23 protein-coding genes are annotated in these 21632 nt (G+C 71.8%); 13 read left to right on the top strand and 10 right to left on the bottom strand.

The features are described 5' to 3' along the window. Nucleotides 1-1223: 1223 nt before the first annotated feature. Entirely contained in the window at nt 1224-1682 is a 459-nt protein-coding gene (locus AB0K07_RS04980) for a hypothetical protein (protein ID WP_363751028.1), read from the bottom strand. An 88-nt stretch (nt 1683-1770) separates the two neighbouring features. Beyond that, nucleotides 1771-1983, bottom strand: a complete 213-nt coding sequence (locus tag AB0K07_RS04985) for an acyl-CoA carboxylase subunit epsilon (RefSeq protein ID WP_363751030.1) — start codon at nt 1981-1983, stop codon at nt 1771-1773. Nucleotides 1984-2073: 90 nt separating this feature from the next. Here AB0K07_RS04985 and AB0K07_RS04990 point away from each other — a divergent pair, with 90 nt between their 5' ends. Further along, the gene (locus AB0K07_RS04990) at nt 2074-4053 is read left to right on the top strand and encodes a protein kinase (protein WP_363751031.1); all 1980 of its coding nucleotides are present in this window, start codon (nt 2074-2076) and stop codon (nt 4051-4053) included. Between the two features lie 77 nt (nt 4054-4130). Beyond that, nucleotides 4131-4364: a hypothetical protein gene (locus AB0K07_RS04995; protein ID WP_363751032.1), complete on the top strand. Its 234-nt coding sequence runs from the start codon at nt 4131-4133 to the stop codon at nt 4362-4364. A gap of 108 nt (nt 4365-4472) precedes the next feature. Here the strand turns inward: AB0K07_RS04995 and AB0K07_RS05000 are convergent, their stop codons facing one another. Beyond that, nucleotides 4473-5225 carry a GH25 family lysozyme gene (locus AB0K07_RS05000; RefSeq protein ID WP_363751033.1) on the bottom strand — a complete coding sequence of 251 codons (753 nt, stop codon included), beginning with the start codon at nt 5223-5225 and terminating at the stop codon, nt 4473-4475. A gap of 192 nt (nt 5226-5417) precedes the next feature. Between AB0K07_RS05000 and AB0K07_RS05005 the strand changes: the two genes are divergently transcribed. The 4 genes from AB0K07_RS05005 to AB0K07_RS05020 all read left to right on the top strand — a co-directional run bounded on the left by AB0K07_RS05005 (nt 5418) and on the right by AB0K07_RS05020 (nt 8625). After that, nucleotides 5418-6161, top strand: coding sequence for a M50 family metallopeptidase (locus AB0K07_RS05005; protein ID WP_363751034.1), 744 nt, complete (start codon nt 5418-5420; stop codon nt 6159-6161). Nucleotides 6162-6204: 43 nt separating this feature from the next. Further along, nucleotides 6205-7188 (top strand): 2-dehydropantoate 2-reductase N-terminal domain-containing protein, encoded by a 984-nt coding sequence (locus tag AB0K07_RS05010; protein WP_363751035.1) that lies wholly within the window; start codon nt 6205-6207, stop codon nt 7186-7188. A 62-nt stretch (nt 7189-7250) separates the two neighbouring features. Then, complete coding sequence (locus AB0K07_RS05015) at nt 7251-7751, top strand: SigE family RNA polymerase sigma factor (protein ID WP_363751036.1); 501 nt, start codon at nt 7251-7253, stop codon at nt 7749-7751. Further along, the gene (locus tag AB0K07_RS05020) at nt 7744-8625 is read left to right on the top strand and encodes a hypothetical protein (RefSeq protein ID WP_363751037.1); all 882 of its coding nucleotides are present in this window, start codon (nt 7744-7746) and stop codon (nt 8623-8625) included. The genes AB0K07_RS05015 and AB0K07_RS05020 overlap by 8 nt, the downstream gene beginning before the upstream one ends. Before the next feature lie 88 nt (nt 8626-8713). Here AB0K07_RS05020 and AB0K07_RS05025 read toward each other — a convergent pair whose 3' ends face one another. Further along, complete coding sequence (locus AB0K07_RS05025) at nt 8714-10297, bottom strand: acyl-CoA carboxylase subunit beta (RefSeq protein WP_363751039.1); 1584 nt, start codon at nt 10295-10297, stop codon at nt 8714-8716. A gap of 83 nt (nt 10298-10380) precedes the next feature. Here AB0K07_RS05025 and AB0K07_RS05030 point away from each other — a divergent pair, with 83 nt between their 5' ends. Together AB0K07_RS05030 and AB0K07_RS05035 are read left to right on the top strand one after the other, a co-directional pair. Continuing rightward, complete coding sequence (locus tag AB0K07_RS05030) at nt 10381-11256, top strand: biotin--[acetyl-CoA-carboxylase] ligase (RefSeq protein WP_363751041.1); 876 nt, start codon at nt 10381-10383, stop codon at nt 11254-11256. 105 nt (nt 11257-11361) lie between these two features. Next, nucleotides 11362-11934, top strand: coding sequence for a PH domain-containing protein (locus AB0K07_RS05035; RefSeq protein WP_363751043.1), 573 nt, complete (start codon nt 11362-11364; stop codon nt 11932-11934). A gap of 42 nt (nt 11935-11976) precedes the next feature. Here the strand turns inward: AB0K07_RS05035 and AB0K07_RS05040 are convergent, their stop codons facing one another. From AB0K07_RS05040 to AB0K07_RS05050, 3 genes are all read right to left on the bottom strand, one after another. Beyond that, nucleotides 11977-12537 carry a MaoC/PaaZ C-terminal domain-containing protein gene (locus AB0K07_RS05040; RefSeq protein WP_363751045.1) on the bottom strand — a complete coding sequence of 187 codons (561 nt, stop codon included), beginning with the start codon at nt 12535-12537 and terminating at the stop codon, nt 11977-11979. Next, complete coding sequence (locus AB0K07_RS05045; RefSeq protein ID WP_363751431.1) at nt 12534-13247, bottom strand: GtrA family protein; 714 nt, start codon at nt 13245-13247, stop codon at nt 12534-12536. The genes AB0K07_RS05040 and AB0K07_RS05045 overlap by 4 nt, the downstream gene beginning before the upstream one ends. Before the next feature lie 63 nt (nt 13248-13310). Further along, nucleotides 13311-13859 (bottom strand): GtrA family protein, encoded by a 549-nt coding sequence (locus tag AB0K07_RS05050; protein ID WP_363751047.1) that lies wholly within the window; start codon nt 13857-13859, stop codon nt 13311-13313. Nucleotides 13860-14286: 427 nt separating this feature from the next. Between AB0K07_RS05050 and AB0K07_RS05055 the strand changes: the two genes are divergently transcribed. The 4 genes from AB0K07_RS05055 to AB0K07_RS05070 all read left to right on the top strand — a co-directional run bounded on the left by AB0K07_RS05055 (nt 14287) and on the right by AB0K07_RS05070 (nt 19126). Next, the gene (locus AB0K07_RS05055) at nt 14287-16137 is read left to right on the top strand and encodes a phosphoenolpyruvate carboxykinase (GTP) (protein WP_363751049.1); all 1851 of its coding nucleotides are present in this window, start codon (nt 14287-14289) and stop codon (nt 16135-16137) included. A gap of 31 nt (nt 16138-16168) precedes the next feature. Next, nucleotides 16169-17023, top strand: a complete 855-nt coding sequence (locus AB0K07_RS05060) for a hypothetical protein (protein ID WP_363751051.1) — start codon at nt 16169-16171, stop codon at nt 17021-17023. A gap of 158 nt (nt 17024-17181) precedes the next feature. Continuing rightward, nucleotides 17182-18324 carry a geranylgeranyl reductase family protein gene (locus tag AB0K07_RS05065; protein ID WP_363751053.1) on the top strand — a complete coding sequence of 381 codons (1143 nt, stop codon included), beginning with the start codon at nt 17182-17184 and terminating at the stop codon, nt 18322-18324. A 31-nt stretch (nt 18325-18355) separates the two neighbouring features. Then, entirely contained in the window at nt 18356-19126 is a 771-nt protein-coding gene (locus AB0K07_RS05070; protein WP_089017723.1) for an isoprenyl transferase, read from the top strand. Nucleotides 19127-19152: 26 nt separating this feature from the next. Here the strand turns inward: AB0K07_RS05070 and otsB are convergent, their stop codons facing one another. From otsB to AB0K07_RS05085, 3 genes are all read right to left on the bottom strand, one after another. Next, nucleotides 19153-19977 carry a trehalose-phosphatase gene (otsB, locus tag AB0K07_RS05075; protein ID WP_363751055.1) on the bottom strand — a complete coding sequence of 275 codons (825 nt, stop codon included), beginning with the start codon at nt 19975-19977 and terminating at the stop codon, nt 19153-19155. Between the two features lie 67 nt (nt 19978-20044). Next, nucleotides 20045-20398 carry a hypothetical protein gene (locus AB0K07_RS05080; protein ID WP_363751057.1) on the bottom strand — a complete coding sequence of 118 codons (354 nt, stop codon included), beginning with the start codon at nt 20396-20398 and terminating at the stop codon, nt 20045-20047. A 162-nt stretch (nt 20399-20560) separates the two neighbouring features. Next, nucleotides 20561-21004 carry an XRE family transcriptional regulator gene (locus AB0K07_RS05085; RefSeq protein ID WP_089021730.1) on the bottom strand — a complete coding sequence of 148 codons (444 nt, stop codon included), beginning with the start codon at nt 21002-21004 and terminating at the stop codon, nt 20561-20563. Between the two features lie 264 nt (nt 21005-21268). Between AB0K07_RS05085 and AB0K07_RS05090 the strand changes: the two genes are divergently transcribed. Beyond that, nucleotides 21269-21613, top strand: coding sequence for a hypothetical protein (locus AB0K07_RS05090; protein ID WP_109817399.1), 345 nt, complete (start codon nt 21269-21271; stop codon nt 21611-21613). Nucleotides 21614-21632 lie beyond the last annotated feature (19 nt).

Consider the following 21632-nt stretch of genomic DNA (forward strand, 5'->3'; position numbering starts at 1 on the left):
CGGACGAGACACGCCATTACCTGAGGGGTTGATGTTCGGAGCACCGCCGAAGGGCGTAAACCCGTGTGGCAAACCGGGACCGCGGCCACTACCGGGTCGGGATCCCGCTCCGCCTGTAGGCCCAGTGCCGGCGCCTCCGCCGCCTATTACGCCGCCGACTGGGTTGATACGACGAGGTGGGGTGCTTCCGCCTGGTTGGCCAATCCCGGTTCCCGGGACCCCTCCAATGAGGCCGCCTGGAGGCATTGGACGTGGTTGTACAGGTGGTGTTGCGTGGGGCGGCGTTGCATTGCCTCCGCCCGAGCGGTTGACGGGATAGGGCTGGGAGTCAAGGACCCCAGAGGGACGGGTAAGTGGTGGGATGCCGGGCGATAGGGGTGGCGCCCCGAGGCTGGGGGTTGGGCCCGCTGGCGTTGGTGCCGTGGGGCCAAGACCTGGACCGGTGTTTGCGGGCGCGGCTGCTAGCCCGCTGCCCGCTGCGCCGAGCACGGGCCCGGAGCCCGGGACATTCGGCGGCGGCACGGGTTGAATAGTTGCCCGCGGCCGGGCTGCGGGAGATGTCGGCGCAGGCACCGGCACGATTGGAGGAATGATAGGGGCGGCAACTCCGCCGTACACATCTGAGTTCGCCTGGTCGGCGACTGGTTTGACCCTTGGCGGTGGGGGTGGTTTTTGGAGGGTGGCTTGGGCTTGTTGGAGTTCGCCGCTGAGGTTGAACATCATGCCCCGCGCCTGCGCGTTCAGCCGTTCCAGTTCGGCGTCGGTCACCGGTGACTGCGTGACCCGGCTGCCCATGACCGCTTTCGGGTCGGCGGCCGTCGCCTCGTACGCCTGCTTCTGCTGGAGCTTGGTCGCGTACTCCTCATAGACCTTGCGCAGTTCGGCGCGGGTGGTGCCGATGGCCTGGGTGGCGGCGGAGAGAGCGGTGTAGTTGGCCGCGGCGGCGTCGTGGGTGTGCCGCACCTTGTCGATCAGCTCGTCGAGCTGGGCGAGGTACGTGCGGGAGGCGGCGCTGGTCTCGGGTGGCCACGCCTCGGCGAGCCCGCGCCGGTACTCCTGGAGCCGGCCGAGGTGGATCTGGGCCAGGTCGCAGACCTTGCGCCAGCCGCCGACCTGCTTCCAGTGGTTGGTGGTGTCGTGGTCCTGTAGGCACGCCCACATGCTGTTGACGTCCATCAGTTGCCAGTCGGTGACGCCGGAGGTGCGGCTGTTGCCCCGTTCGATCACGGCAGCACCACCGGCCGTCCGCCGTCGGGGCCGGTCGGGTCGGGCAGCATCGGTGTCCGGCTGCCGGGCAGGACGGTGCCCGGGTCGGCGAGTGCCCGCTGGACGTCCACCAGGCGGGCGGCGGAGAAGGCGTCGGCGTCCGAGTACTGGGTGGCGACGCGGTCGGCGACGGCGGCCAGGTGGCCGGTGGCACCTCGGACGGCGTAGACCATGTCGGCGGTGGCCTGCTGTGTCTCGTGGTGGGCGTGCAGGAAGGTGACCAGCTCGATGAAGGCGTCGCACGGGTTGGGCAGTTGGGCGGACATGTCGTCGGCGATGTACGACAGGTGTGGCGCGTAGTTGCCTTCGACCTCGGCGGCGAGCCGGTCGGCGAACTCCCGGAGCTGTCGGATGTCGGCCTCGATGCCGCCGTAGTTGCGCAGCCAGGGCGCTGGCCCGTCCTCTTCGGGGATCATCGATCCTCCCTACCCGTCACGGCACCGTTTCCCTGAGTGAGGTTAACGGCTGGGAGCGCACCTGGCAGCCCCCGCGCGGCAGGTCGGGTCAGCGGGGCAGGCCGGCGGAGCGCCATCCGCCCGGGCCGGCCGTGGATGCCGTGCCGGCAGGGCGACCGCTGCGCGCCCAGGCGGACGTCGCCACCGGTTCGGGGGCGGCGGCCGGGCGGGAACGGACGACGATCGCCCCCACCAGGGCGGCCAGTTCCTCGGCGGTGGGCACGCCGCGGACGACCCGGAACAGCGGCTCTTCGGCAGACATGACGCCAGGGTACGCGTCGCGAAGTTACGGGGAACGCAGAGTGGCGTGCCGGCGGTGTGACGATCAGCGGGTCCGGGTACCGTCTCACCGATGTCGAACGCGCTTCCCCAACTCGTCGCTGACCGATACCGGCTTCTGTCGCCGCTCGGCCAGGGTGGCATGGGTCGGGTGTGGAAGGCGCGCGACGAGGTGTTGCACCGGGACGTCGCCATCAAGGAGTTGGTGCCGCCGCCCGGTCTCACCGACGAGGAACGCCGCGAGATGCGGGAGCGGTCGCTGCGCGAGGCGCGGGCCATCGCCCGCCTCAACCACATCAACGTGGTCCGCATCTTCGACGTGCTCCGCACCGACGGGGATCCGTGGATCGTCATGGAGTACGTGGCGTCCAGGTCGTTGCAGGACACTCTCGCCGAGGACGGGCCGGTGTCGCCGGCCCGCGCGGTCGAGATCGGCCTCGGTGTGCTGGGTGCCCTCAACGCCGCGCACAAGGCGGGCGTCATGCACCGCGACGTCAAGCCGGGCAACGTGCTGCTCGGCGACGACGGCCGGGTGGTGCTGACCGATTTTGGTCTGGCCACCATCCCGGGTGACCCGAACGTCACCCGCACCGGCATGGTCCTCGGTTCGCCGGCGTACATCTCGCCGGAGCGTGCGCGGGAGGGCACCGCGGGGCCGGAGGCCGACCTGTGGTCGCTGGGCGCGACGCTCTACGCGGCGGTCGAGGGCAAGTCGCCGTACGCGCGGCCGTCGGCGATCGCCACGCTTGCCGCGCTGGCCACCGAGCCGATGCCGCCGCCGAAGAACGCCGGCCCGCTCAAGCCGGTGCTCAACGGGCTGCTACGCAAGGACCCGAACGAGCGGATCAACGCCGAGGTGGCGGAGCGGCTGCTGCGTCGCGCCGGGGGCAAGCGGGCGCGCGGCATCTCGCTGCTCGATGGCGTACGCCGGCCCGGGCCGAACGGTCCGCGCGAGCCGCGCCCGCCGCTGGTGCCGGCGCCGCGACCCGCCGAGGAGCGGGCCGACCACCCGGTGTCGCCGCCCGCGCCGGGCACCCCGCCGGCCGCCGCGGCCGCGACCTCCACGAGTGACGCCACACCGACGGCCGTCGTGCCCTCCGCGCCCGACGCCGACCCGACCGCGCCCGTGCCGGCCGAGCCGACCGCCACCATCGACCAACCGGCCACGTCCGAGGCTGAGCCGACCGCGAAGGTGGCGGCCGCGCCCGAGGCACCGGCCGACGGTACGACGGACGCCGACGACGAGCCGACCGCAGTCGACGGCCCGCCCGTGGCGCCGGAACAGCGCAGGCCGCCGGCCCCGACGTCGGTCATGCCCCCGGTCAGCCCCGCCGGGCGCGCGGCGGTGCCGCTGTCGGACGGTACGAAGCCGAACAACACCCGGCGCAACCTGCTGATCGGGGCCGTGGTGGCCCTGCTGCTGATCGGCCTCGTGGTGATCGTGCCGCTGCTCACCAAGGGTGAGGACGAGACACCGCAGGCCGATCCGACGACCGGCGTTGGCGCGACCTCGGCTCCGGCCCAGACGACGGCGCCGGCGGTGCCCCCGCCCACCAGCGGCGCCCCCAGCCCGACGCCGTCGGCCACCCCGTCGGTCGACCCGAACGTCCTGCCGGCGGGTTGGAAGCTGCACCGGGACCCGGCCGGCTTCGCCCTGCCACTGCCGGACGGCTGGTCGCGCCGGCAGGTCGACGGCAGCACGGTCGTCTTCAGCCAGAACAACGGGCCGGGTGAGCTGCTGGTGCAGTGGACCCCCACGCCGGCGAAGGACGCGGTCAAGGACTGGCAGGAGCAGGAGCCGAACCGCAAGAGTCGCGTCAACAACTACCAGTACCTCAGCATCAAGCCGTGCAACTTCTGGAAGACCTGCGGGGACTGGGAGTGGCTGGAGACCCGGGACGGGACGCGGATCCACGTTCGTAACCGTGGGTTCGTGACGGCCAGCAACCGGGGCTACGCGCTGCGGTGGGAGATCGCGGAGAAGGACTGGCAGGCCAACCTGCCGAACTTCGACCGGATCGCCAAGGGCTTCGTGCCCGACCGCAGGGACTGATCGCCGGCGCGAAATCCGTTCGCATGACCTTGCGTCGTTCGGGGTATCTGATCTCCGACGACGGAAGGAGGTACGACATGAGTCACCGACGGAGGGATGCCCGGCCCCGGCTGGCGCTGTGGATGCTCGTCGCGCTCGGCGACGCCGCCCTGCTGCTGGTCAGCGCGGGAATCTGGGCGCTCATCGCACTGCTCAGCGTCGTGACCGTTGCCGTCTGCGGGGTGGCTGCCTGGCGGTTGACCCGGCGGGGCGCTCTGGCCGGTGAGGACGTTCCGGTCGTGGTGCCGGCCATGAGCCGACGGCGAGCCTGACCCGTACCGGTGGCGTGGCGGCAGCCGGACCGATTGTCGACCGTGAGGTGACAGCCGATCCCGCTGCCGCCAACCGCCTCCCCAGGCGGATCGGGCGGACCGGCCCGATCAGGTGTTGTTGGCCAACGCGATCAGTCGGCTGCGGTCACCGTTCCAGTAGTTGCGGTCCACGTTGCCGCTGATCCCGGAGACGGCGCCGGTGCTGGTGTACTGCCAGAAGCTCCACACCGGCGCGCCGGCCGGCAGGGCGCCGGGGGTGCTCGCCCAGCGGGCCAGCCAGAGCGGGTGGTTCGCCCACGGGCCGGTCCAACTGCCGGTGCACTGGTTCCAGAAGCTGGTCGTGGTGTAGATGACCGCGTAGCGGCCGGTGCGGGAGCGGTACGTGTTCAGGAAGTCCTGGACCCAGTTGCGCATCCCGGTGGTGCTGAGGCCGTAGCAGTAGCCGCCGGCGTACGGGTTGGCCTCCAGGTCCAGCGCGGCGGGGAGGGTGCGGCTGTCCGCCGACCAGGCGCCGCCGTTGGAGGCCAGGTAGTTGGCCTGGGTCGAGCCGGCGGAGATGTTGGGCCGGGCGAAGTGGTACGCCCCGCGGATCACCCCGGCGTTGTACGCGTTGACGTAGTTGGCGTTGAAGTTCGGGTCCTTGTAGCTGGTGCCCTCGGTGGCCTTGATGAAGGCGAACTCGATGCCGGCGTTGCGCACGCTCGTCCAGTTGATGGTGCCCTGGTAGCGGGAGACGTCGACGCCGGCCGTGGTGGCGGCGGCTGCCGGTCCGGCGGTAGCGACCAGGGTCGCCGCCGCGGTGGCGAGGAGGGTGAGGCCGGCCGCGAGCACGCGGCGCAGCGCTGATCTGGTACGGGCCATGGCTGCCTCCAGGGATGTCGTTCTATTGACGCCCATCTTTGGAGATAACTGCCCTAGATCACAAGAGTTGCTGAAGAAACTTTCATCGACGGTGTCAGTTGCTCCCGTGGCCGGAGCGGAACGGGTCAGCGCAGGGCGGCGGGCCGGTGGCCGGGGACCGACACCGGAACGCCGCCGGTAGGCTCGCGCCCCATGATGTCGATCGACGGGCTGGGCGACCTGTGGGACACGCTGTTCGGCGCGCAGCCGGACCCGCCCCCGCTGCTGGTGCTGATCACCGCGGCCGTCGCGCTGGTGGTGGTCAGCACCCGACTGCCGTGGCGGGTCGCCCGCAACGCCATCACCATCGCCCACGAGGGCGGGCACGCCCTGGTCGCCCTGCTCACCGGCCGTAAGCTGCGCGGCATCCGGTTGCACTCGGACACCTCCGGGCTGACGCTCTCGGCCGGCCGGCCCAGCGGGCCGGGCATGATCCTCACCCTGCTGGCCGGCTACGTCGCCCCACCGCTGGTCGGCCTGGCCGGGGCCTGGCTGCTCGGCGGCAACCGGATCACCCTGCTGCTCTGGGTCGCGGTGGCGCTGCTGCTCGCCATGCTGGTCATGATCCGTAACGCCTTCGGCGTGGTGTCGCTGCTGGTCACCGGTGCCGTGGTGCTCGCCGTCTCCTGGTACGCCACCCCGCAGGTGCAGGCCGCATTCGCGTACACGGGGGTGTGGTTCCTGCTGCTCGGTGGGGTGCGGCCGGTGGTGGAGCTGCAACAGCTGCGCTCCCGCGGCCGGATGCCCGCCTCCGACGCCGACCAGCTCGCCGGGCTCACCCCGTTCCCGGCGTTCTTCTGGGTGCTCGTCTTCGCCCTGGTCAACCTGGTCGCACTGGTCGCCGGCGCGCTGCTGCTCGCCGGCCCGATCCTCACCGACGCCGGTCTGACGGTCTGACCTCGCGCCCGCCCGAGGTGGCGCCGGCGGGCAGAATGAGGCCATGCGATACGTGATCATCGGGGCGGGCGCGGTCGGCGGGACCATCGGCGTACGGCTGGCGGAGGCCGGCCGGGACGTGACCCTGGTGGCCCGGGGCGCGCACCTTGACGCGATCCGCGAGCGGGGCCTGACCCTGCGCCAGCCCGACGGCGAGGTCACCGCCCGGCTCGCCGCCGTGGACCGCCCCGGTGACCGGCCGCTACCGGCAGACACGGTGCTGGTCCTGACCGTCAAGTCGCAGGACACCGCGGGCGCGCTGGCCGCCTGGGTGGACGCGCCGGTGGCCGGCGGCGGCACGGCGGGTGAGCGGCTGCCGCTGGTCACCGCGCAGAACGGGGTGGCCAACGAGCGAGCCGCGCTGCGGCTCTTCGCCGCGGTGCACCCCGTGTGCGTCTGGCTGCCGGCCACCCACCTGGACCCGGGCGTGGTGGTGGCCAACGGCCACCCGCACCCGGGAATGCTGCACGTCGGGCGGTACCCGGCCGGCGCGGACGACACCGATCAGGCGATCGCCGCCGATCTGACCGCCGCCGGGTTCGTCGCCCCGGTCCGGCCGGACGTGCTGCGCTGGAAGTACGGCAAGCTGCTCAACAACCTCGGCAACGGCCTGCAGGCGCTGCTCGGGCAGGACATCCCGGACGCCCTGGCCGAGCGGGTACGCGCCGAGGGCGTCGCCGCGCTCGCCGCCGCGCGCATCCCGCACACCTCCCCCGAAGAGGAGCGGGCCGAACGCGGCGACCTGGTTCAGCAGCGCCCGGTCGACGGCGCGGGCCGTTCCGGCGGCTCCACCTGGCAGAGCCTGGCCCGAGGCACCGGCTCGACCGAGGTCGACCACCTCAACGGTGAGATCGTGTTGCTCGGCCGGTTGCACGGCGTACCGACGCCGGCCAACGTGGCCGTGCAGCGCGCGGTGCGCCGGGCGGCCCGGGAGGGGATCGGGGCCGGCGCGTTCCCACTCGCCGAGCTGGAGAAGATGATCGCCTGACCGGGGCAACCGACGGCCCCGCCCGGCGCGTGTTCCCTGCGACCGACACGGGGAGGTAGCGGGTGCCGGACGTCGACGGGTTCGACGAGTTCTACCGGGGGAGCCGGCAACGGCTGCTCGGTTTCGTCTACGCGCTCACGGGTGATCGGGTCGAGGCGCAGGACGCCGTGCAGGAGGCGTACATCCGGGCGTGGCAGCGCTGGTCGACGGTCAGCCGGTACGACGACCCGGAGGCGTGGGTGCGGGTGGTGGCCAGCCGGATCGCCGTGAGCCGGTGGCGCAGCCTGCGCAGTCGCGCCCGCGCGTACCTGCGGCACGGGGCCACCGAGGCCGTCCCCGGCCCGGGCACCGACACCGTCGAGGTGGTCGCCGCGCTGCGTCGGCTGCCCGAGGAGCAGCGCACGGCCATCGCTCTGTACTACCTGATGGGCATGCCGGTCGCGGAGGTGGCGCGGGAGACCGCGGCCCCGGTGGGCACGGTCAAGGCCCGACTCTCCCGGGGGCGCACCGCGCTCGCCGGGCTACTCGCCGTCTCTGACCTCGAGGAGGCTACCGATGCGTGAGGACCTGGCATTCATCGAGCGGGTCCACCGGGATCTGGGGGACGTGCGGTGGCCGGAGCCGCAGGAGATCCGGGCCGTGGCCCGGCGGCGCAGCCGACGGAGGGTCGTGCTGGCGGCGGTCGTGGTGCTCGCCATGGCAACGGGGACGGCGTACGCCAGCGCGGGACGACCACCGGTTCCGCCCACGGACACGGCGGGACCGGCCGAGACAGCCGGCAGGACCGAGATCCCGCCGTACTCCCTGCTGTCGTCGGCCGAGGTTCCCGTCCCGACCGGCGTGCAGCTCGGCGACGCGGGCCTCGGCGAGCTGGTGCGGCTGGATCCGCTGCTGGAGCGCTGCGGTGGCGAGCAGAACCTGCCAGCGGTCGACGCTGCCTCCCGCTACTCGCGGTCGCTCACCCTGCTGTCGCGGACGGACGGCCGCTCGCCGGTGCGGACGGTGCTCAGCCAGGACGTCTACCGGCTTGACCCGAGGGTGGGCGGGCGGCTGTTCGGTTCGTTGCGGATGCTGCTCGACGCCTGCCGCGAGTGGCGTCTCGTCGGGTCCACCGTGGTGGCCGGCGAGCCGACGCCGAGCGAGACCCTGCACCGGTGGGAGACGCCGGCGAGCGATTTCGCCGGCGACGAGTCGATGCTGGTGCGCCACGTGTCGCTCGCTCCACGCGGCCGGCCCGATGGAAGGGAGCTGGTTCCGGCCGAGCTGGTCGAGGTCACCGTCGTGGTCCGGGTCGGCGACCTGGTGACGGTGCTGGTGCCGGGCCCCGATGCCGTCGCGGACCGGGTGGACGGCACCGGATTCAGCTACGCCGACCTGGAGGCCCTGGGCCGAACGGCCGCCTACCGGATGTGCGTCGCCGCCAACCCACCCTGCTGACGGCACACCACTCTTTCCTGGTTGTCGTGCCCTCCACTGTGGTCAGGAGGCCACGACAACCAGGAACAGGCGTGCAGCAGAAACGCGGTCAGAGCGGGATGTTGCCGTGCTTCTTCGGCGGGAGGGTCTCGCGCTTGGTGCGCAGGACGCGCAGTGCACGGACGATCTGGGTCCGCGTCTCGTGCGGCGGGATCACCGAGTCGACGTATCCGCGCTCGGCGGCCACGTACGGGTTGGCGAGGGTGTCCTCGTACTCGGCGATCTTCTCGGCCCGAACGGCCGCCGGGTCGTCGGCGCCGGCCAGCTCGGAGCGGTAGAGGATGTTCACGGCGCCCTGCGCGCCCATCACCGCGATCTGCGCGGTCGGCCACGCGAAGTTCAGGTCGGCGCCGAGGTGCTTGGAGCCCATCACGTCGTACGCCCCGCCGTACGCCTTGCGGGTGATGACGGTGACCTTGGGGACGGTCGCCTCGGCGTACGCGTAGATGAGTTTGGCGCCCCGGCGGATGATGCCGTCCCACTCCTGACCGGTGCCGGGGAGGAAGCCCGGCACGTCCACGAAGGTCAGCACCGGGATGTTGAACGCGTCGCAGGTGCGGACGAACCGGGCGGCCTTCTCCGAGGCGGCGATGTCCAGGGTGCCGGCGAAATGCATCGGCTGGTTGGCCACCACGCCGACCGGGCGCCCCTCGACGCGGCCGTAGCCGACCACGATGTTCTGCGCGTAGAGCGGCTGGACCTCGAGGAACTCCCCGTCGTCGAGGACGTGCTCGATCACCCGGTGGATGTCGTACGGCTGGTTGGCCGAGTCCGGGATCAGCGTGTCGAGCTCCCGGTCCTCGTCGCTGATGGCGAGATCCGCCTCGGCGGGGTGGACGACCGGCTCGTCGAGGTTGTTCGACGGCAGGTACGACAGCAGCGCCTTCACGTAGTCGACCGCGTCCTCCTCGTCGGTGGCGAGGTAGTGCGCGTTGCCGCTGCGCGAGTTGTGCGTACGGGCGCCGCCCAGCTCCTCCATGCCGACGTCCTCGCCGGTCACCGTCTTGATCACGTCCGGGCCGGTGATGAACATGTGTGAGGTCTGGTCGACCATGACGGTGAAGTCGGTGACGGCCGGGGAGTAGACCGCGCCGCCGGCGCACGGCCCCATCACCAGCGAGATCTGCGGGATGACGCCGGAGGCCCGGACGTTGCGGAAGAAGATCTCGCCGTAGAGGCCGAGCGAGACCACGCCCTCCTGGATGCGCGCCCCACCGGAGTCGTTGATGCCGACCACCGGGCAGCCGATCTTCATGGCCAGGTCCATCACCTTGACGATCTTCTCGCCGAAGACCTCGCCCAGCGAGCCACCGAAGACCGTGAAGTCCTGCGCGAAGACGCAGACCTGCCGGCCGTCCACCGTGCCGTAGCCGGTGACCACGCCGTCGCCGTACGGGCGGTTCTTCTCCAGCCCGAAGGCCGTGGACCGGTGCCGGGCCAGCTCGTCCAGTTCGACGAAGGAGCCCTCGTCGAGCAGCATCTCGATGCGCTCACGGGCGGTCTTCTTGCCCCGCGCGTGCTGCTTCTCGACCGCACGCGCCGATCCGGCGTGCACCGCCTCGTCGACCCGGCGCTCCAGGTCCGCCAGCTTGCCCGCGGTGCTGTGGATGTTGGTCCCGGTCTCGGTAGTCACCCAGGGAATATAACGATGGTTCAGGCCGGCGCCGCTGTGCAGTACGCCTCAGTGCCGCCGGGCCACCGCCGTAGGCTGACGGGATGCCGGGCTCCCCGTACACCGATCTGGATCGCCCGCCGCTGTCGGCGGCCCGGCTGCGGCGTGCCCTGGTCGCGCCGCACGGCCCGTGGGCCCGCCTGGAGCTGCGCACCGAGACCGGCTCCACCAACGCCGACGTGGCCGAGGCGGCCCGGGCCGGTGAGCCGGAGGGCCTGGTCGTGGTCGCCGAGCGGCAGACCGCCGGGCGCGGCCGGCGCGGTCGGATGTGGCAGTCGCCGGCGCGGGCCGGAATCACCACCAGCATGCTGCTGCGGCCCGGCGAGGCCGTGCCGGACCGCGGTTGGCAGGCCGCGCCACCCACCGGGTACGGCTGGCTGCCGCTGCTGGCCGGCGTGGCGCTGGTCGAGGCGGTGGCCCGGCTGGCCGAGCTGGAGGCCACCCTGAAGTGGCCCAACGACCTGCTGATCGGCGACGCGAAGTGCGCCGGGGTGCTGGCCGAGGGGGTGCCGGCGCGCTCGCCGGACCAGCCGCCGGCGATCGTGCTCGGTATCGGACTCAACGTGACGCTGCGCGCCGACGAGCTGCCGGTGAACCCGACCGGCCTGCCGGCCACCTCGCTGCAACTGGCCGGCGCGGCGGCCACCGACCGGGACCCGCTGCTGCGGGCGTTGCTGCGCGCGGTCGCCGACTGGTACGACCGCTGGCGCTCCGCCGGTGGGGACGCGGTGGCCAGCGGCCTGCGCGACGCCTACCTGGCGGCCTGTGCCACGGTGGGCCGCGAGGTGCGGGTCCTGCTCCCCGGCGGCGACGACCTGACCGGCACCGCCACCGGTGTGGACCCCGACGGTCAGCTCCTGATCACCACCGCCACGGGCGACCGCGTCCTGGCCGCCGGTGACGTCCTCCACCTCCGGTGACAGGAACGGTCTGCCGTTAACACAACCCACCCCGTGCGGCTGATCCGTCCGGGCGGTTGGACCGGTTACGGTCTGCGCGTCGGAAAAATGGCGATGGAGGTTACCGTGGCGTTCCCCGAAGACGTGCTCACCGAGGACGAGCACGTCGTGCTGCACCTGCACCCGCACTGGAAGGCGCTGATCCGGCCGATCGCGGTGCTGGTGCTGGCCGTTGCGGCGGTAGTCGCTGGCGTGCTCCTGCTGCCGGAGAGCGGCGGTGGCTCGATCGCGCTGGCCGTGATCGGGGTGGTGGCCCTGGTCGCCGTGCTCTGGCTCGGGCTGTGGCCGTTCCTGGTCTGGCGCACCACGCACTACCTGTTCACCAACGAGCGGGTGCTGCTCCAGCAGGGTGTCTTCTCCCGGGACCGGCGGGACCTCCCGCTCACCCGGATCAACGACCACTCGATGAACCAGCGCTTCGTCGAGCGGCTGCTCGGCTGCGGCACGCTCACCATCGAGTCCGCCGGCGAGCGCGGCCAGTCGGTGCTCGCCGACGTGCCGGGGGTCGGCCAGGTGCAGACCACCCTGTACGAGCTGGTCGAGGCGCAGCACGACAAGCACTCGCTGGGCGACGGGGAGATGCGCGACATCCTCGCCGACATGCGTGAGGGCAAGCCGTTGCGCGACACCTCGGGCTGAATCCGACTCCCGTGACCGTCCCGGCCACCGCGCCGGGGCGGGTCAGCGGGGCGGTTCGGCCCCGGACGGATCCCTGTCGGACATGTCGGGCGCAGGCGGGGGTTCGGCCGGGCGCAGGGCGAACCAGCCACGGAAGCGGGTCCGCAGCACCTCCTGCTCCGGCCGGTCGTCGGGGCCGAGACGGAGCATGGTGCCGGTGAGGCTGGCCGTGCCGAGGCCCGGGCGGGCGGTGGACGGCCGGGCGCCCATCACGTCGACCCGGACGGCGAGCCGGTCCCCGGCGCGCACCGGGGCGAGCCAGCGCAGCTCCTCCAGGCCGGGGGAGGCGTCCGCCGCCGCGCGGGACAGCAGGTGGTCGACGTACGCCCGCATGAACAGGCTGACCGTGTAGAAGCCGCTGGCGATGAGCCCGCCGTGCCGGCTCGCTCCGGCCAGCTCGGGGTCGACGTGGTACCACTGCGGGTCGAAGCGGCGGGCGAAGGCCACCATCTCGTCGCCATCCACGGTGACCACGCCGAGGTCGACGGTGAGGCCGGGGACGAGGTCCTCGAAGAACAGCTCGGCGGGTGCCCCGGTGCCGGAACGGGCGGCGGGTGGCGTCACCGGCGGGGCGCGCGGCGGGTGCCGGCGTGCAGCTCCGCGGCGAGTTCCGCGTCCAGGTCGGCGGAGAAACCAGCGGTCAGCGGTGCGGGCCTCCCCTGGGTGGGGGCGCCGAGCGGGCCGGGTGAGGCTGCCGTGCGATCGTCGGACTGCGCCTCCTCCAGCTCGGAGACGGATTCGGCCAGCTCGGCGACCGGGTCCATTTCGGCCATGGTGTCCCACTGGTCACGCGGGATGCTGTGCCAGGTGGGTTCGTCCTTGGCCTCGGGCTCGGCCGGGACGACGGGCTGGAAGACGAAGGTCCGGTACGACCAGAACCGGAACAGCGTGGCCAGCAGCACGCCGCCGGTCTTCGCCACGTTCAGCGCCAGCAGGCCGTGGACGCCGAGGCCGTACTTGGCGGCGGCCAGCACGCCCAGCTCAATGAGCAGGCCGGTCGCGTTGAAGAGGAAAAACAGGACGTACTCCCGCCGGAGCGCCGATTTCGGGCGATCCCGGTACGTCCAGTGGCGATTCATAAGATACGACGTGATCGTGGCCACGACGGTCGCGATCACGGTGGCCTTCAACTGACCATCGGCAAAGACGGTGAGTGCAAGGACATTGAACACCGCGTAATTGATGACGGTGTTGATGCCGCCGACGATGCCGAATTTGAGCGCCTCGCGGATGAACTTCTGCCAGCGCTCAGGCAGCAGACGGACAAGACGCATGCGAAACACCTTAGGGCAGTCGGTGAAGCCGGCGATCACCGGCCGGACGAGGTGGGCGGCAGGTCACGCCCCGTGGTCTCGGTCGTGCCTCACCTGCGGAACGGTGCGGGTTCCCGCTTCGACGAAGACGAACCGCCGGTAGGACCAGAATCGGAAGAGCGTGCCGAGGCCCGTGCCGACGACGAAGCTGGCGATGTTGTCGGCCAGCGGCGTCTGGAACACGGCCGGCCAGATGCTGCCCAGCCCGTACCGGCTGATCGCGAGGCAGGCCACCGCGATGCCGAGGCCGACGGCGTTGAAGAAGAAGAAGAGCGCGTACTCCCGGGCCGGGTTGTTGCGCTGGCGGTGCCGCCAGGTCCAGAACCGGTTGCCGAGGAAGGCGAAGCTGGCCGCGATGATGGTGGAGATGGTCTTCGCCGTCACCTGCTCGACGCCACGGGCGGTCGTCAGGTAGTTGAACAGCGCGAAGTCGATGAGGAAGGCGATCCCGCCGACGGTCGCGAACTTGCTCAACTCGCGGACGAGGTGACCGAAACGGTCGAGCAGTGCCCGGACCAGACCCGGCCGGGTCTGCCGGGGACCCGGTTGCTCCCCGGTCATCGTGGCGGCCACGGGCCGAGCCTACCGGCTGGCGACCAGTCAGCGGGGTAGCAACGGCGAGCAGGCGTGGTCCCTTGTGCCGGGCCTCCGCCGGGTGCGCTGCTCTTGCACGCAGCGTAACCAACTGGGAGGACTGACGCGGCCCGGAACGGGAATCCACGGACCGGTCGGCGGGGCCGGTTCGCCGCCCGACCGCAACTCATGTCGACTGGGGTGCACAACAAGATTTGCGTGAAACTGCGCGGGAAAGCGGGTATCAGCTCGTAATGCCGCAGCGTCGCCGTACCTTGTGCAGTTCTTCACAACCAGTCCCACTGACTCGGAAGGCTGCCCGGTTTACGCTGAGCCCAATCCCAGGTTTCCACGAAGGCGACGCATCGCGCCGCTGAGACTCGTGCATCCCATAGATCGGTCAGCGTCGACCACAAGGAGATGTGTCATGGTTGCTCCGGCTGTTGTGCGGGGTATCGATCAGGCCCCGACGTCCCATCCGAAACTGCTCGCCTGGGTCCGTGAGGTCGCGGAACTGACCACCCCCGACCGGGTCGTCTGGGTGGACGGGTCCGACGAGGAGTGGCGCCGCCTCACCGATGAGCTGGTCGAGGCCGGCACCCTGATCCGGCTGAACCCGGAGAAGAAGCCCAACTCGTTCTACGCGCGCACCGACCCGACGGACGTCGCCCGGGTCGAGGAGCGCACCTTCATCTGCTCCGTCGACGAGGCGGACGCCGGGCCCACCAACAACTGGATGGCGCCGGCCGAGATGAAGCGGACGATGACCGACCTGTACCGCGGGTCGATGCGCGGCCGCACCATGTACGTCATCCCGTTCGTCATGGGTCCGGTCGAGGCCGAGAGCCCGATGTTCGGTGTCGAGATCACCGACAGCGCGTACGTGGTCGCCTCGATGCGCATCATGACCCGGATGGGCGCCAAGGTCCTCGAGGCGATGGGGAACGACGCGGACTTCGTGCACGCGCTGCACTCGATCGGCGCACCGCTCGCGCCGGGCCAGCAGGACGTCGCGTGGCCGTGCAACGAGACGAAGTACATCTCGCACTTCCCGGAGACCCGCGAGATCTGGTCGTACGGCTCGGGTTACGGCGGCAACTCGCTGCTCGGCAAGAAGTGCTACTCGCTGCGGATCGCCAGCGTCATGGGGCGTGACGAGGGCTGGCTCGCCGAGCACATGCTGATCCTCAAGATCACCTCGCCGGAGGGCAAGGTCCACCACATCGCCGGCGCGTTCCCGTCGGCCTGCGGCAAGACCAACCTGGCCATGGTGGAGCCGACCATCCCGGGTTGGAAGGTCGAGACCATCGGCGACGACATCGCCTGGATGCGGTTCGGTGAGGACGGCCGCCTCTACGCGGTCAACCCGGAGTACGGCCTCTTCGGCGTCGCGCCGGGCACCGACTGGAAGACCAACGCCAACGCGATGCGGACGCTGGACCGGGGCAACTCCGTCTTCACCAACGTGGGTCTCACCGACGACGGGGACGTCTGGTGGGAGGGCATGGGCGAGCCCCCGGCGCACCTGATCGACTGGAAGGGCAACGACTGGACGCCGGACAGCGACAGCCTCTCCTCCCACGCGAACAGCCGGTTCTGCACCCCGATCACCCAGTGCCCGATCCTCGCGGAGGAGTACTACGACCCGAACGGCGTGCCGATCGACGCGATCCTCTTCGGTGGCCGCCGGAAGGACACCATTCCGCTGGTCACCGAGGCGCGGGACTGGGTGCACGGCGTCTACATGGGGGCGACGCTGTCGTCCGAGACCACGGCCGCCGCCTCCGGCGCGGTCGGCGTGGTCCGCCGCGACCCGATGGCGATGCTGCCGTTCATCGGCTACCACGCCGGTGACTACTTCCGGCACTGGATCGAGATGGGCAAGGGCGCCGACGGCGACGAGGCCAAGCTGCCCAAGATCTACTACGTCAACTGGTTCCGCAAGGACCCGGAGGGCTCCTTCCTCTGGCCGGGCTTCGGCGAGAACTCCCGCGTGCTGAAGTGGATCGTCGAGCGCATCGAGGGTCGGGCCGACGCCGTGGAGACCCCGGTCGGCATGGTTCCGGCCCCGGACGCCCTGGACGTCGAGGGTCTGGACATGACCCCGGAGGACGTCCGGATCGCGCTGAAGGTCGACCCGGAGGAGTGGCGCAACGAGCTGCCGCTGGTCACCGAGTGGTTCGAGAAGTTCGGTGACAAGCTGCCCGGCGTGCTCTGGGCCGAGCTGGACGCGCTGCGGGCCCGCCTGGACGCCGTGCAGCCGCAACGCCAGGTGTGAACATCGCCCCACCCGGGCATCATCGGATCCCATGAGGACGGCCGCCGAGACCGAGGTCCGGCGGCCGTCCGCCGTCCGGGTGCTCACTGTCCTGCTCGCGACGACCGCGGCGGCCACCGTCGTGGTCGAGCTGCTCAACTGGTGGTACGCCCCGGAGCAGGGCTTCGGGCTGGCGGTGCGGACCGGCTGGGCGATGCTGCGCTCGTTCGGGTTCCTGCTGCTGATCGGGCACGTCCGACGGGGGAGGACGGTGGCCCGCCCGTTCGGGCTGATCCTCGCGGTCACCACGATCTTCGCCGTCGGCCGGCTGATCGTGCCCCGGCAGGGCGTGCCGCCACTGCCCGGATTGCTCGGCTTCGCCGCCCTCACCGCGCTCTGCACGGCGGTGGTCTGGCTGCTCTACCGTTCGCCGGCGCTGGCCGGGCACCTCGTCCGGCACCGGCCTCGGCTGGTGATCGACCGGGCCGGCATCTCCTGGCGGGAGACCCCGCCGCGCCGACCCGAGGCCAGTGGCTGGCTGCTGACCAGCCGGGTGGCGGCGTTTACCTACAGCCCGCTGATGCTGGTGCCGGCACTGGTGGCCGGCGGATCCATCCTGGACGGTCGCCTGACCGCCGTGCCGGCCGTGCTGTTCTGGTTCGGCGCCGGGATCACGGCCAGCTACGCGGTGCTGTTCTGCACCGCGTTCCTGATGCGCGGCAAGCACTGGGCGCGCGGCCTGCTGGTCGTCGTCACGGGGGCCGTACTCGCCGTGGACCTGCCGCTGTGCTGGTGGCTGCTGGGGGTGGACGGCCTGGTCCGCGACGGCGGCCCGCTCGTGGCAGCCGCCGCCCTGACGCTCTACGGCCTGCGCCGAGCGGCCCGCGCGGAGGGTGCCCCGGCCTGAACCCGGCGGCGGCGCGCCCTTCGTGGCGGGTCGACGTGAGCGGGGACGAGGCAGGATGGCGGGTGGCGTCGGTCACAGCGACCGGTGTCGGCGGCGCGGGCAGATCGCCGACGGGGGCGGGAAGAGCCGCGCCGCACCGGCCGGAGGGAGGCTTCGCGGTGAGCGACGAGTTCGACGTGGTGGTGGTGGGAGCGGGGCCGGCCGGAGCGGCCGCCGCGCTGACGGCGCGCCGGGCGGGCGCCAGCGTGCTGCTGCTGGACCGGGCCGACTTTCCCCGGGACAAGGCGTGCGGTGACGGGATCGCCGCGCACTCGGTGGACGTGCTCGCCGAGCTGGGGGTGACCCAGGCGGTGGCGGGCTACGCGCCGCTCCCCGCGCTGCGCATGATCGCCCCGGGCGGTGGCGCCGTGGCGCGGGCTCTGCCCCGCCCGGCGTACACCGTCCCCCGGGAGGTCTTCGACGCGCGGCTGGTGGCGGCCGCGGTGGCCGCCGGGGCCCAGCTGCGTCGGCACACCGTCCGGCGGGTGGAGCCGCGCGCCGACCGGGTGGTGCTCGACGGGGAGCTGTCCGGCCGGGTCGTGGTGGGCGCGGACGGCGCCGGGTCGGTGGTGCGCCGGGCACTCGGCCACCCGGTGAACCCCGACCGACACCTGGCGCTGGCCATCCGGGGGTACGCGCCGGCGCCGCCGGGCCCGTCCGAGCAGCTCATCGTCACCTCACAGGCACGCTGGCCGGCGTACGCCTGGTCGTTCCCGATCGGCGACGGGCGGGCGAACGTCGGGTACGGGGAGGTGCTGCGCGGTGAGCCGCTGAGCCGGTCGTACCTGCTGGACCGGCTGGCCGCGCTGCTGCCCGGCACCGACCCCGCGACGGTGACCGCGCTGCGTGCCCACCACCTGCCGCTGTCGACCCACCGGCCGGCACCGGGGCGGGGCCGCACCCTGCTCGCCGGGGACGCGCTGTCGCTGATCAATCCGTTCACGGGGGAGGGCATCTTCTACGCGCTGCTGTCCGGTGCGCTCGCCGGAGCGGCGGCGGCCCGCGCGCCCGAGGCCGCGGCCCGCCGCTACGCCGACGGGCTCCGTCGCCGACTCGGCACCCATCTGCGGCACAGCTCGGTCGCGGCCTGGTTGGCGCGGCGCCGGCGGGTGGTCGACGCGGCGGTGCGCGCGGCCCGTCGGGACGACCGGGTGTTCGACGACGTGGTCGAGCTGGGGCTGGGCGACGGGCGGCTCACTGCCCGTACCCTGGCCATGATCGGTATCGGGCTCCCCGCCGGGGATCGGGCTCCGAGGCGGTGATCCGCCCGGTGGGTCGCTACGCTGCTAGGTGATGACGCTGCGGAACCTTATCTACTCCGTGTACGAGCGCCGGCTCACGGCGAAGCTCGCGGGTAAGCCGGTGCCCCGACACGTCGGGGTGATGTGCGACGGCAACCGCCGGTGGGCGAGGGAGATGGGCTTCGTCGACCCGAACGACGGGCACCGGGTCGGCGCCGCGAAGATCAAGCATGTCCTCGGCTGGTGTGACCAGGCCGGCATCGGGCACGTCACCCTCTACCTGCTGGCCACCGACAACCTGCGCCGGCCGGCCAGCGAGCTGGATCCACTCCTCAAGATCATCGAGGATCTGGTGGTGGAGCTGGCCGAGGAGGGCAATCCCTGGCGGTTGCGCATCGTCGGAGCGCTCGACCTGCTGCCGGCGCAGACCGCGGCGGCGCTCAAGGGCGCCGAGGAGCGCACCCGGGAGCGCAGCGGTGGCGCCGAGGTCAACATCGCGGTCGGGTACGGCGGCCGGCGGGAGATCACCGACGCCGTGCGCTCGCTGCTGCTGGAGCACGCCGCCTCCGGCGGCACCATCGAGGAGCTGGCCGAGGTGCTGGACGTCGAGCACATCGCCGAGCACCTCTACACCCGTGGCCAGCCCGACCCCGACCTGGTCATCCGCACCAGCGGCGAGCAGCGGCTGTCCGGTTTCATGCTCTGGCAGTCCGCGCACTCCGAGTTCTACTTCTGCGAGCTCAACTGGCCGGATTTCCGGCACATCGACTTCCTGCGCGCGCTGCGCTCGTACGCCACGCGGCAGCGACGCTACGGCGCCTGACGGCGCCGGGGCCCCGGCCGGCCCGGTCAGGGCAGGTGGGTCAGTGCCCGGGTGAGGAAGTCGCCCAGGGCGGCCGGGGACTCGATGGTCAGATCGGCGGCGTTCGCCACCTCGTGGCCGGTCTCCGGGTTGGCCACCGCCACGCAAACGCCGAAGAAGTCCGGGTCGGCGGCGGCTCGGGCGCGCAGCGCGGCGAACGCCTTGATGTCCGACACGTCGTCGCCGAAGTACCAGGCGCCGGTGGCCTCCCGGATCACCTCGCCGATCACCATGCCCTTGTCCCGGTCGACCGGGGGCTTGAGCTCCAGCACCATCCGCCCGGCCTGCACCCGCAGCCCCAACCGGTCGGCCTGTGCCTGCCCCCACTGCTGCACGGTCGAGCCGAGCTGCGGCGCGGTACGCCAGTGCAGCGCGACGGAGAGCCGCTTGTACTCGACGAGCGTGCCGGGCGGCAGCTCCGCCCGGGCCAGGTCGGCCAGCTCGGCCATGGTCGGCACCCAGGGCAGCGCGGCCGGCTCGGTCACGGTCTCGCCGCCGGAGTGGCTGTGCTCCAGCCCGTACAGGCCGTAGAGGTCCACGCCGGCGAGCCCGCCGAGCTGGTCCCGGAGGAACTCCACCGGTCGGGCAGAGACGATCGCGACCCGCTGCACCACCGGCGCCAGCGCCTCGATCGCGGCCAGCGCCGTGGGAGCGGGGCGTACCGCGGTCGGATCGTCGTCGACGGGCGCGAGCGTGCCGTCGAAGTCGAAGAAGAACACGGTCCCGGCGGCCCGGCCGGCAGTGATCTGCCACGCCTGGTCGGCGTTCAACGGGGTCCTCGGCTGCTGATTGCCCAGATTCAACGGCGGCACGCGCGTCAGCGTACCCCGGCGAAGAAGGCTCATTCCTGGCCGAGCGGACCCGCTCGGCGGCGCGCGGTCAGCGTTCGGCGGCTCCCCGTCCGCGACGGCCGAACGGCACCACCGCGGCCTCCTGGCCGTGGCTCAACAGATAGCCCTCCACGAACCCGGTGTTGCGATCGCCGGTGTGGTTCTCGATCTCGTTGAGCCGTGCCACCAGGAACTCGGTGAGTGCGCTGATCCGATCGTTCAGCCGCTCGTGCAGCTCGGCGACGACGGCCAGGACGACCGAGGTGCCGGCGGTGGTGAGCACGAAAAGGTTGACGAGCATCGGAAGCTGCCCGCCGTTGACCACGAGGGTCACCACGTTGCCGGTCGCCCACAGTGTCATCGACACCGTGGCGGCCACGACTGCCAACCACTTCAGGGTCATGGACAGACCCCTCCTTCTGTCCCGCAGGGCTGGGTTCGGCCTTGTCCCGTCCCCCCGCCGACGACGAGCCCAAGCAGTACGAATAGGGACGCTAGCGTGCCCGTTCCGGCCCCGGAGCCAAACGAATGAACCTGACCAGGCGTTCTTTCGCCATCTGAGGAACTAGCCGGCCTGATTACCTCTTTTTCGGACGTCGACCGGCAGGGTGGGGCGGTATGCGAGGTATCGAATGGTTTCCCGGATGTGGAACTTCTCCGCGTCCGACACGTTCGGGTCGACCAGCCGGCGCAGCAGCGCCTCGACGTCGGGGTCCATCGGCGGCGCTGGCTGGCCGGCGCGTGGGCCGGCGGCGGTGCGGTCCCAGCCGAGGGCGGCGAAGGCCGCGGCGGGGTTGAGCCCCAGGCCCTCGCAGAAGGCGACCACCCGTTCGGCCTCCGGGTCGCTGGCCCAGTCGCCCCGGACCCACCGGTTGATGGTCTGCCGGGAAACGCCGGTGCGCCGGGACACCTCGGTGCCGCTCCAGGCCCGGGTCGCACGGGCCTCGTCGAGCGCGCGCCGGACGAAGGTGGCGAAGGCGATCTTCCGCGCATTGGCCGTCTCGGTCACCCCGTGACGGTACGGCCAGTCCGCCGTCGGCGCGCGACCGGGCGCGCCATCGTCACGCGGACGTGACGGGGTCCTCGGATTTCCGGTAAACGATTCAGTGCCACTGTTGAGGGGTGTCACCCGGGCAGAATAGATGCCCTTAGGTGCGGCGGTAAACGGACGAAAAGCTGATACTGTCACGCTCGTGGGACAATCTACGGTGTGTCACGTGCATGAGACGACTGGTGCTCACATGCGTCACGCCCCCGGCGCGAGGGGGGTGTGGTGACCGAGCTCGCCACCCGAGCCCAGGCCTTCGGGCTGATTGCCGAGGGAGTGGCCGCGGGGCTGAGCGCCCCATGGCGCCTCTACCTCGCCCGAGGCTGCCGCTACCTGTCGCTGAGCGTCGGCGATCGCACCGAGTGGAACGCCTGGCGTACCCATCTCGGCTGCCCCGAGCTGAGCGTCCGGGTCTACGACGCTGGTGGAGAGATCCGCCGATCCTCCGTGGCCGAGGTCGTGCTGGACGGCTGCCGGATCAGCGTCGAGCTGGTCGAGGAGGTCAGCACCGACGATCTGGACCGGCTGCTCGTCGCGGATCCCACCGCGGTCGAGCCGGAGGAGCGATGACCCGGCGGTCGGGCCGGGC

Source organism: Micromonospora sp. NPDC049301 (assembly GCF_040678715.1).
Taxonomy (GTDB): Bacteria; Actinomycetota; Actinomycetes; order Mycobacteriales; family Micromonosporaceae; genus Micromonospora.

Bases quoted from the DNA above. Each gene is read 5' to 3' on its own strand.
- AB0K07_RS04980 (WP_363751028.1), bottom strand. From the start codon at position 1,682: ATGATCCCCGAAGAGGACGGGCCAGCGCCCTGGCTGCGCAACTACGGC.
- AB0K07_RS04985 (WP_363751030.1), bottom strand. From the start codon at position 1,983: ATGTCTGCCGAAGAGCCGCTGTTCCGGGTCGTCCGCGGCGTGCCCACC.
- AB0K07_RS04990 (WP_363751031.1), top strand. From the start codon at position 2,074: ATGTCGAACGCGCTTCCCCAACTCGTCGCTGACCGATACCGGCTTCTG.
- AB0K07_RS04995 (WP_363751032.1), top strand. From the start codon at position 4,131: ATGAGTCACCGACGGAGGGATGCCCGGCCCCGGCTGGCGCTGTGGATG.
- AB0K07_RS05000 (WP_363751033.1), bottom strand. From the start codon at position 5,225: ATGGCCCGTACCAGATCAGCGCTGCGCCGCGTGCTCGCGGCCGGCCTC.
- AB0K07_RS05005 (WP_363751034.1), top strand. From the start codon at position 5,418: ATGATGTCGATCGACGGGCTGGGCGACCTGTGGGACACGCTGTTCGGC.
- AB0K07_RS05010 (WP_363751035.1), top strand. From the start codon at position 6,205: ATGCGATACGTGATCATCGGGGCGGGCGCGGTCGGCGGGACCATCGGC.
- AB0K07_RS05020 (WP_363751037.1), top strand. From the start codon at position 7,744: ATGCGTGAGGACCTGGCATTCATCGAGCGGGTCCACCGGGATCTGGGG.
- AB0K07_RS05030 (WP_363751041.1), top strand. From the start codon at position 10,381: ATGCCGGGCTCCCCGTACACCGATCTGGATCGCCCGCCGCTGTCGGCG.
- AB0K07_RS05045 (WP_363751431.1), bottom strand. From the start codon at position 13,247: ATGCGTCTTGTCCGTCTGCTGCCTGAGCGCTGGCAGAAGTTCATCCGC.
- AB0K07_RS05055 (WP_363751049.1), top strand. From the start codon at position 14,287: ATGGTTGCTCCGGCTGTTGTGCGGGGTATCGATCAGGCCCCGACGTCC.
- AB0K07_RS05060 (WP_363751051.1), top strand. From the start codon at position 16,169: ATGAGGACGGCCGCCGAGACCGAGGTCCGGCGGCCGTCCGCCGTCCGG.
- AB0K07_RS05070 (WP_089017723.1), top strand. From the start codon at position 18,356: ATGACGCTGCGGAACCTTATCTACTCCGTGTACGAGCGCCGGCTCACG.
- AB0K07_RS05080 (WP_363751057.1), bottom strand. From the start codon at position 20,398: ATGACCCTGAAGTGGTTGGCAGTCGTGGCCGCCACGGTGTCGATGACA.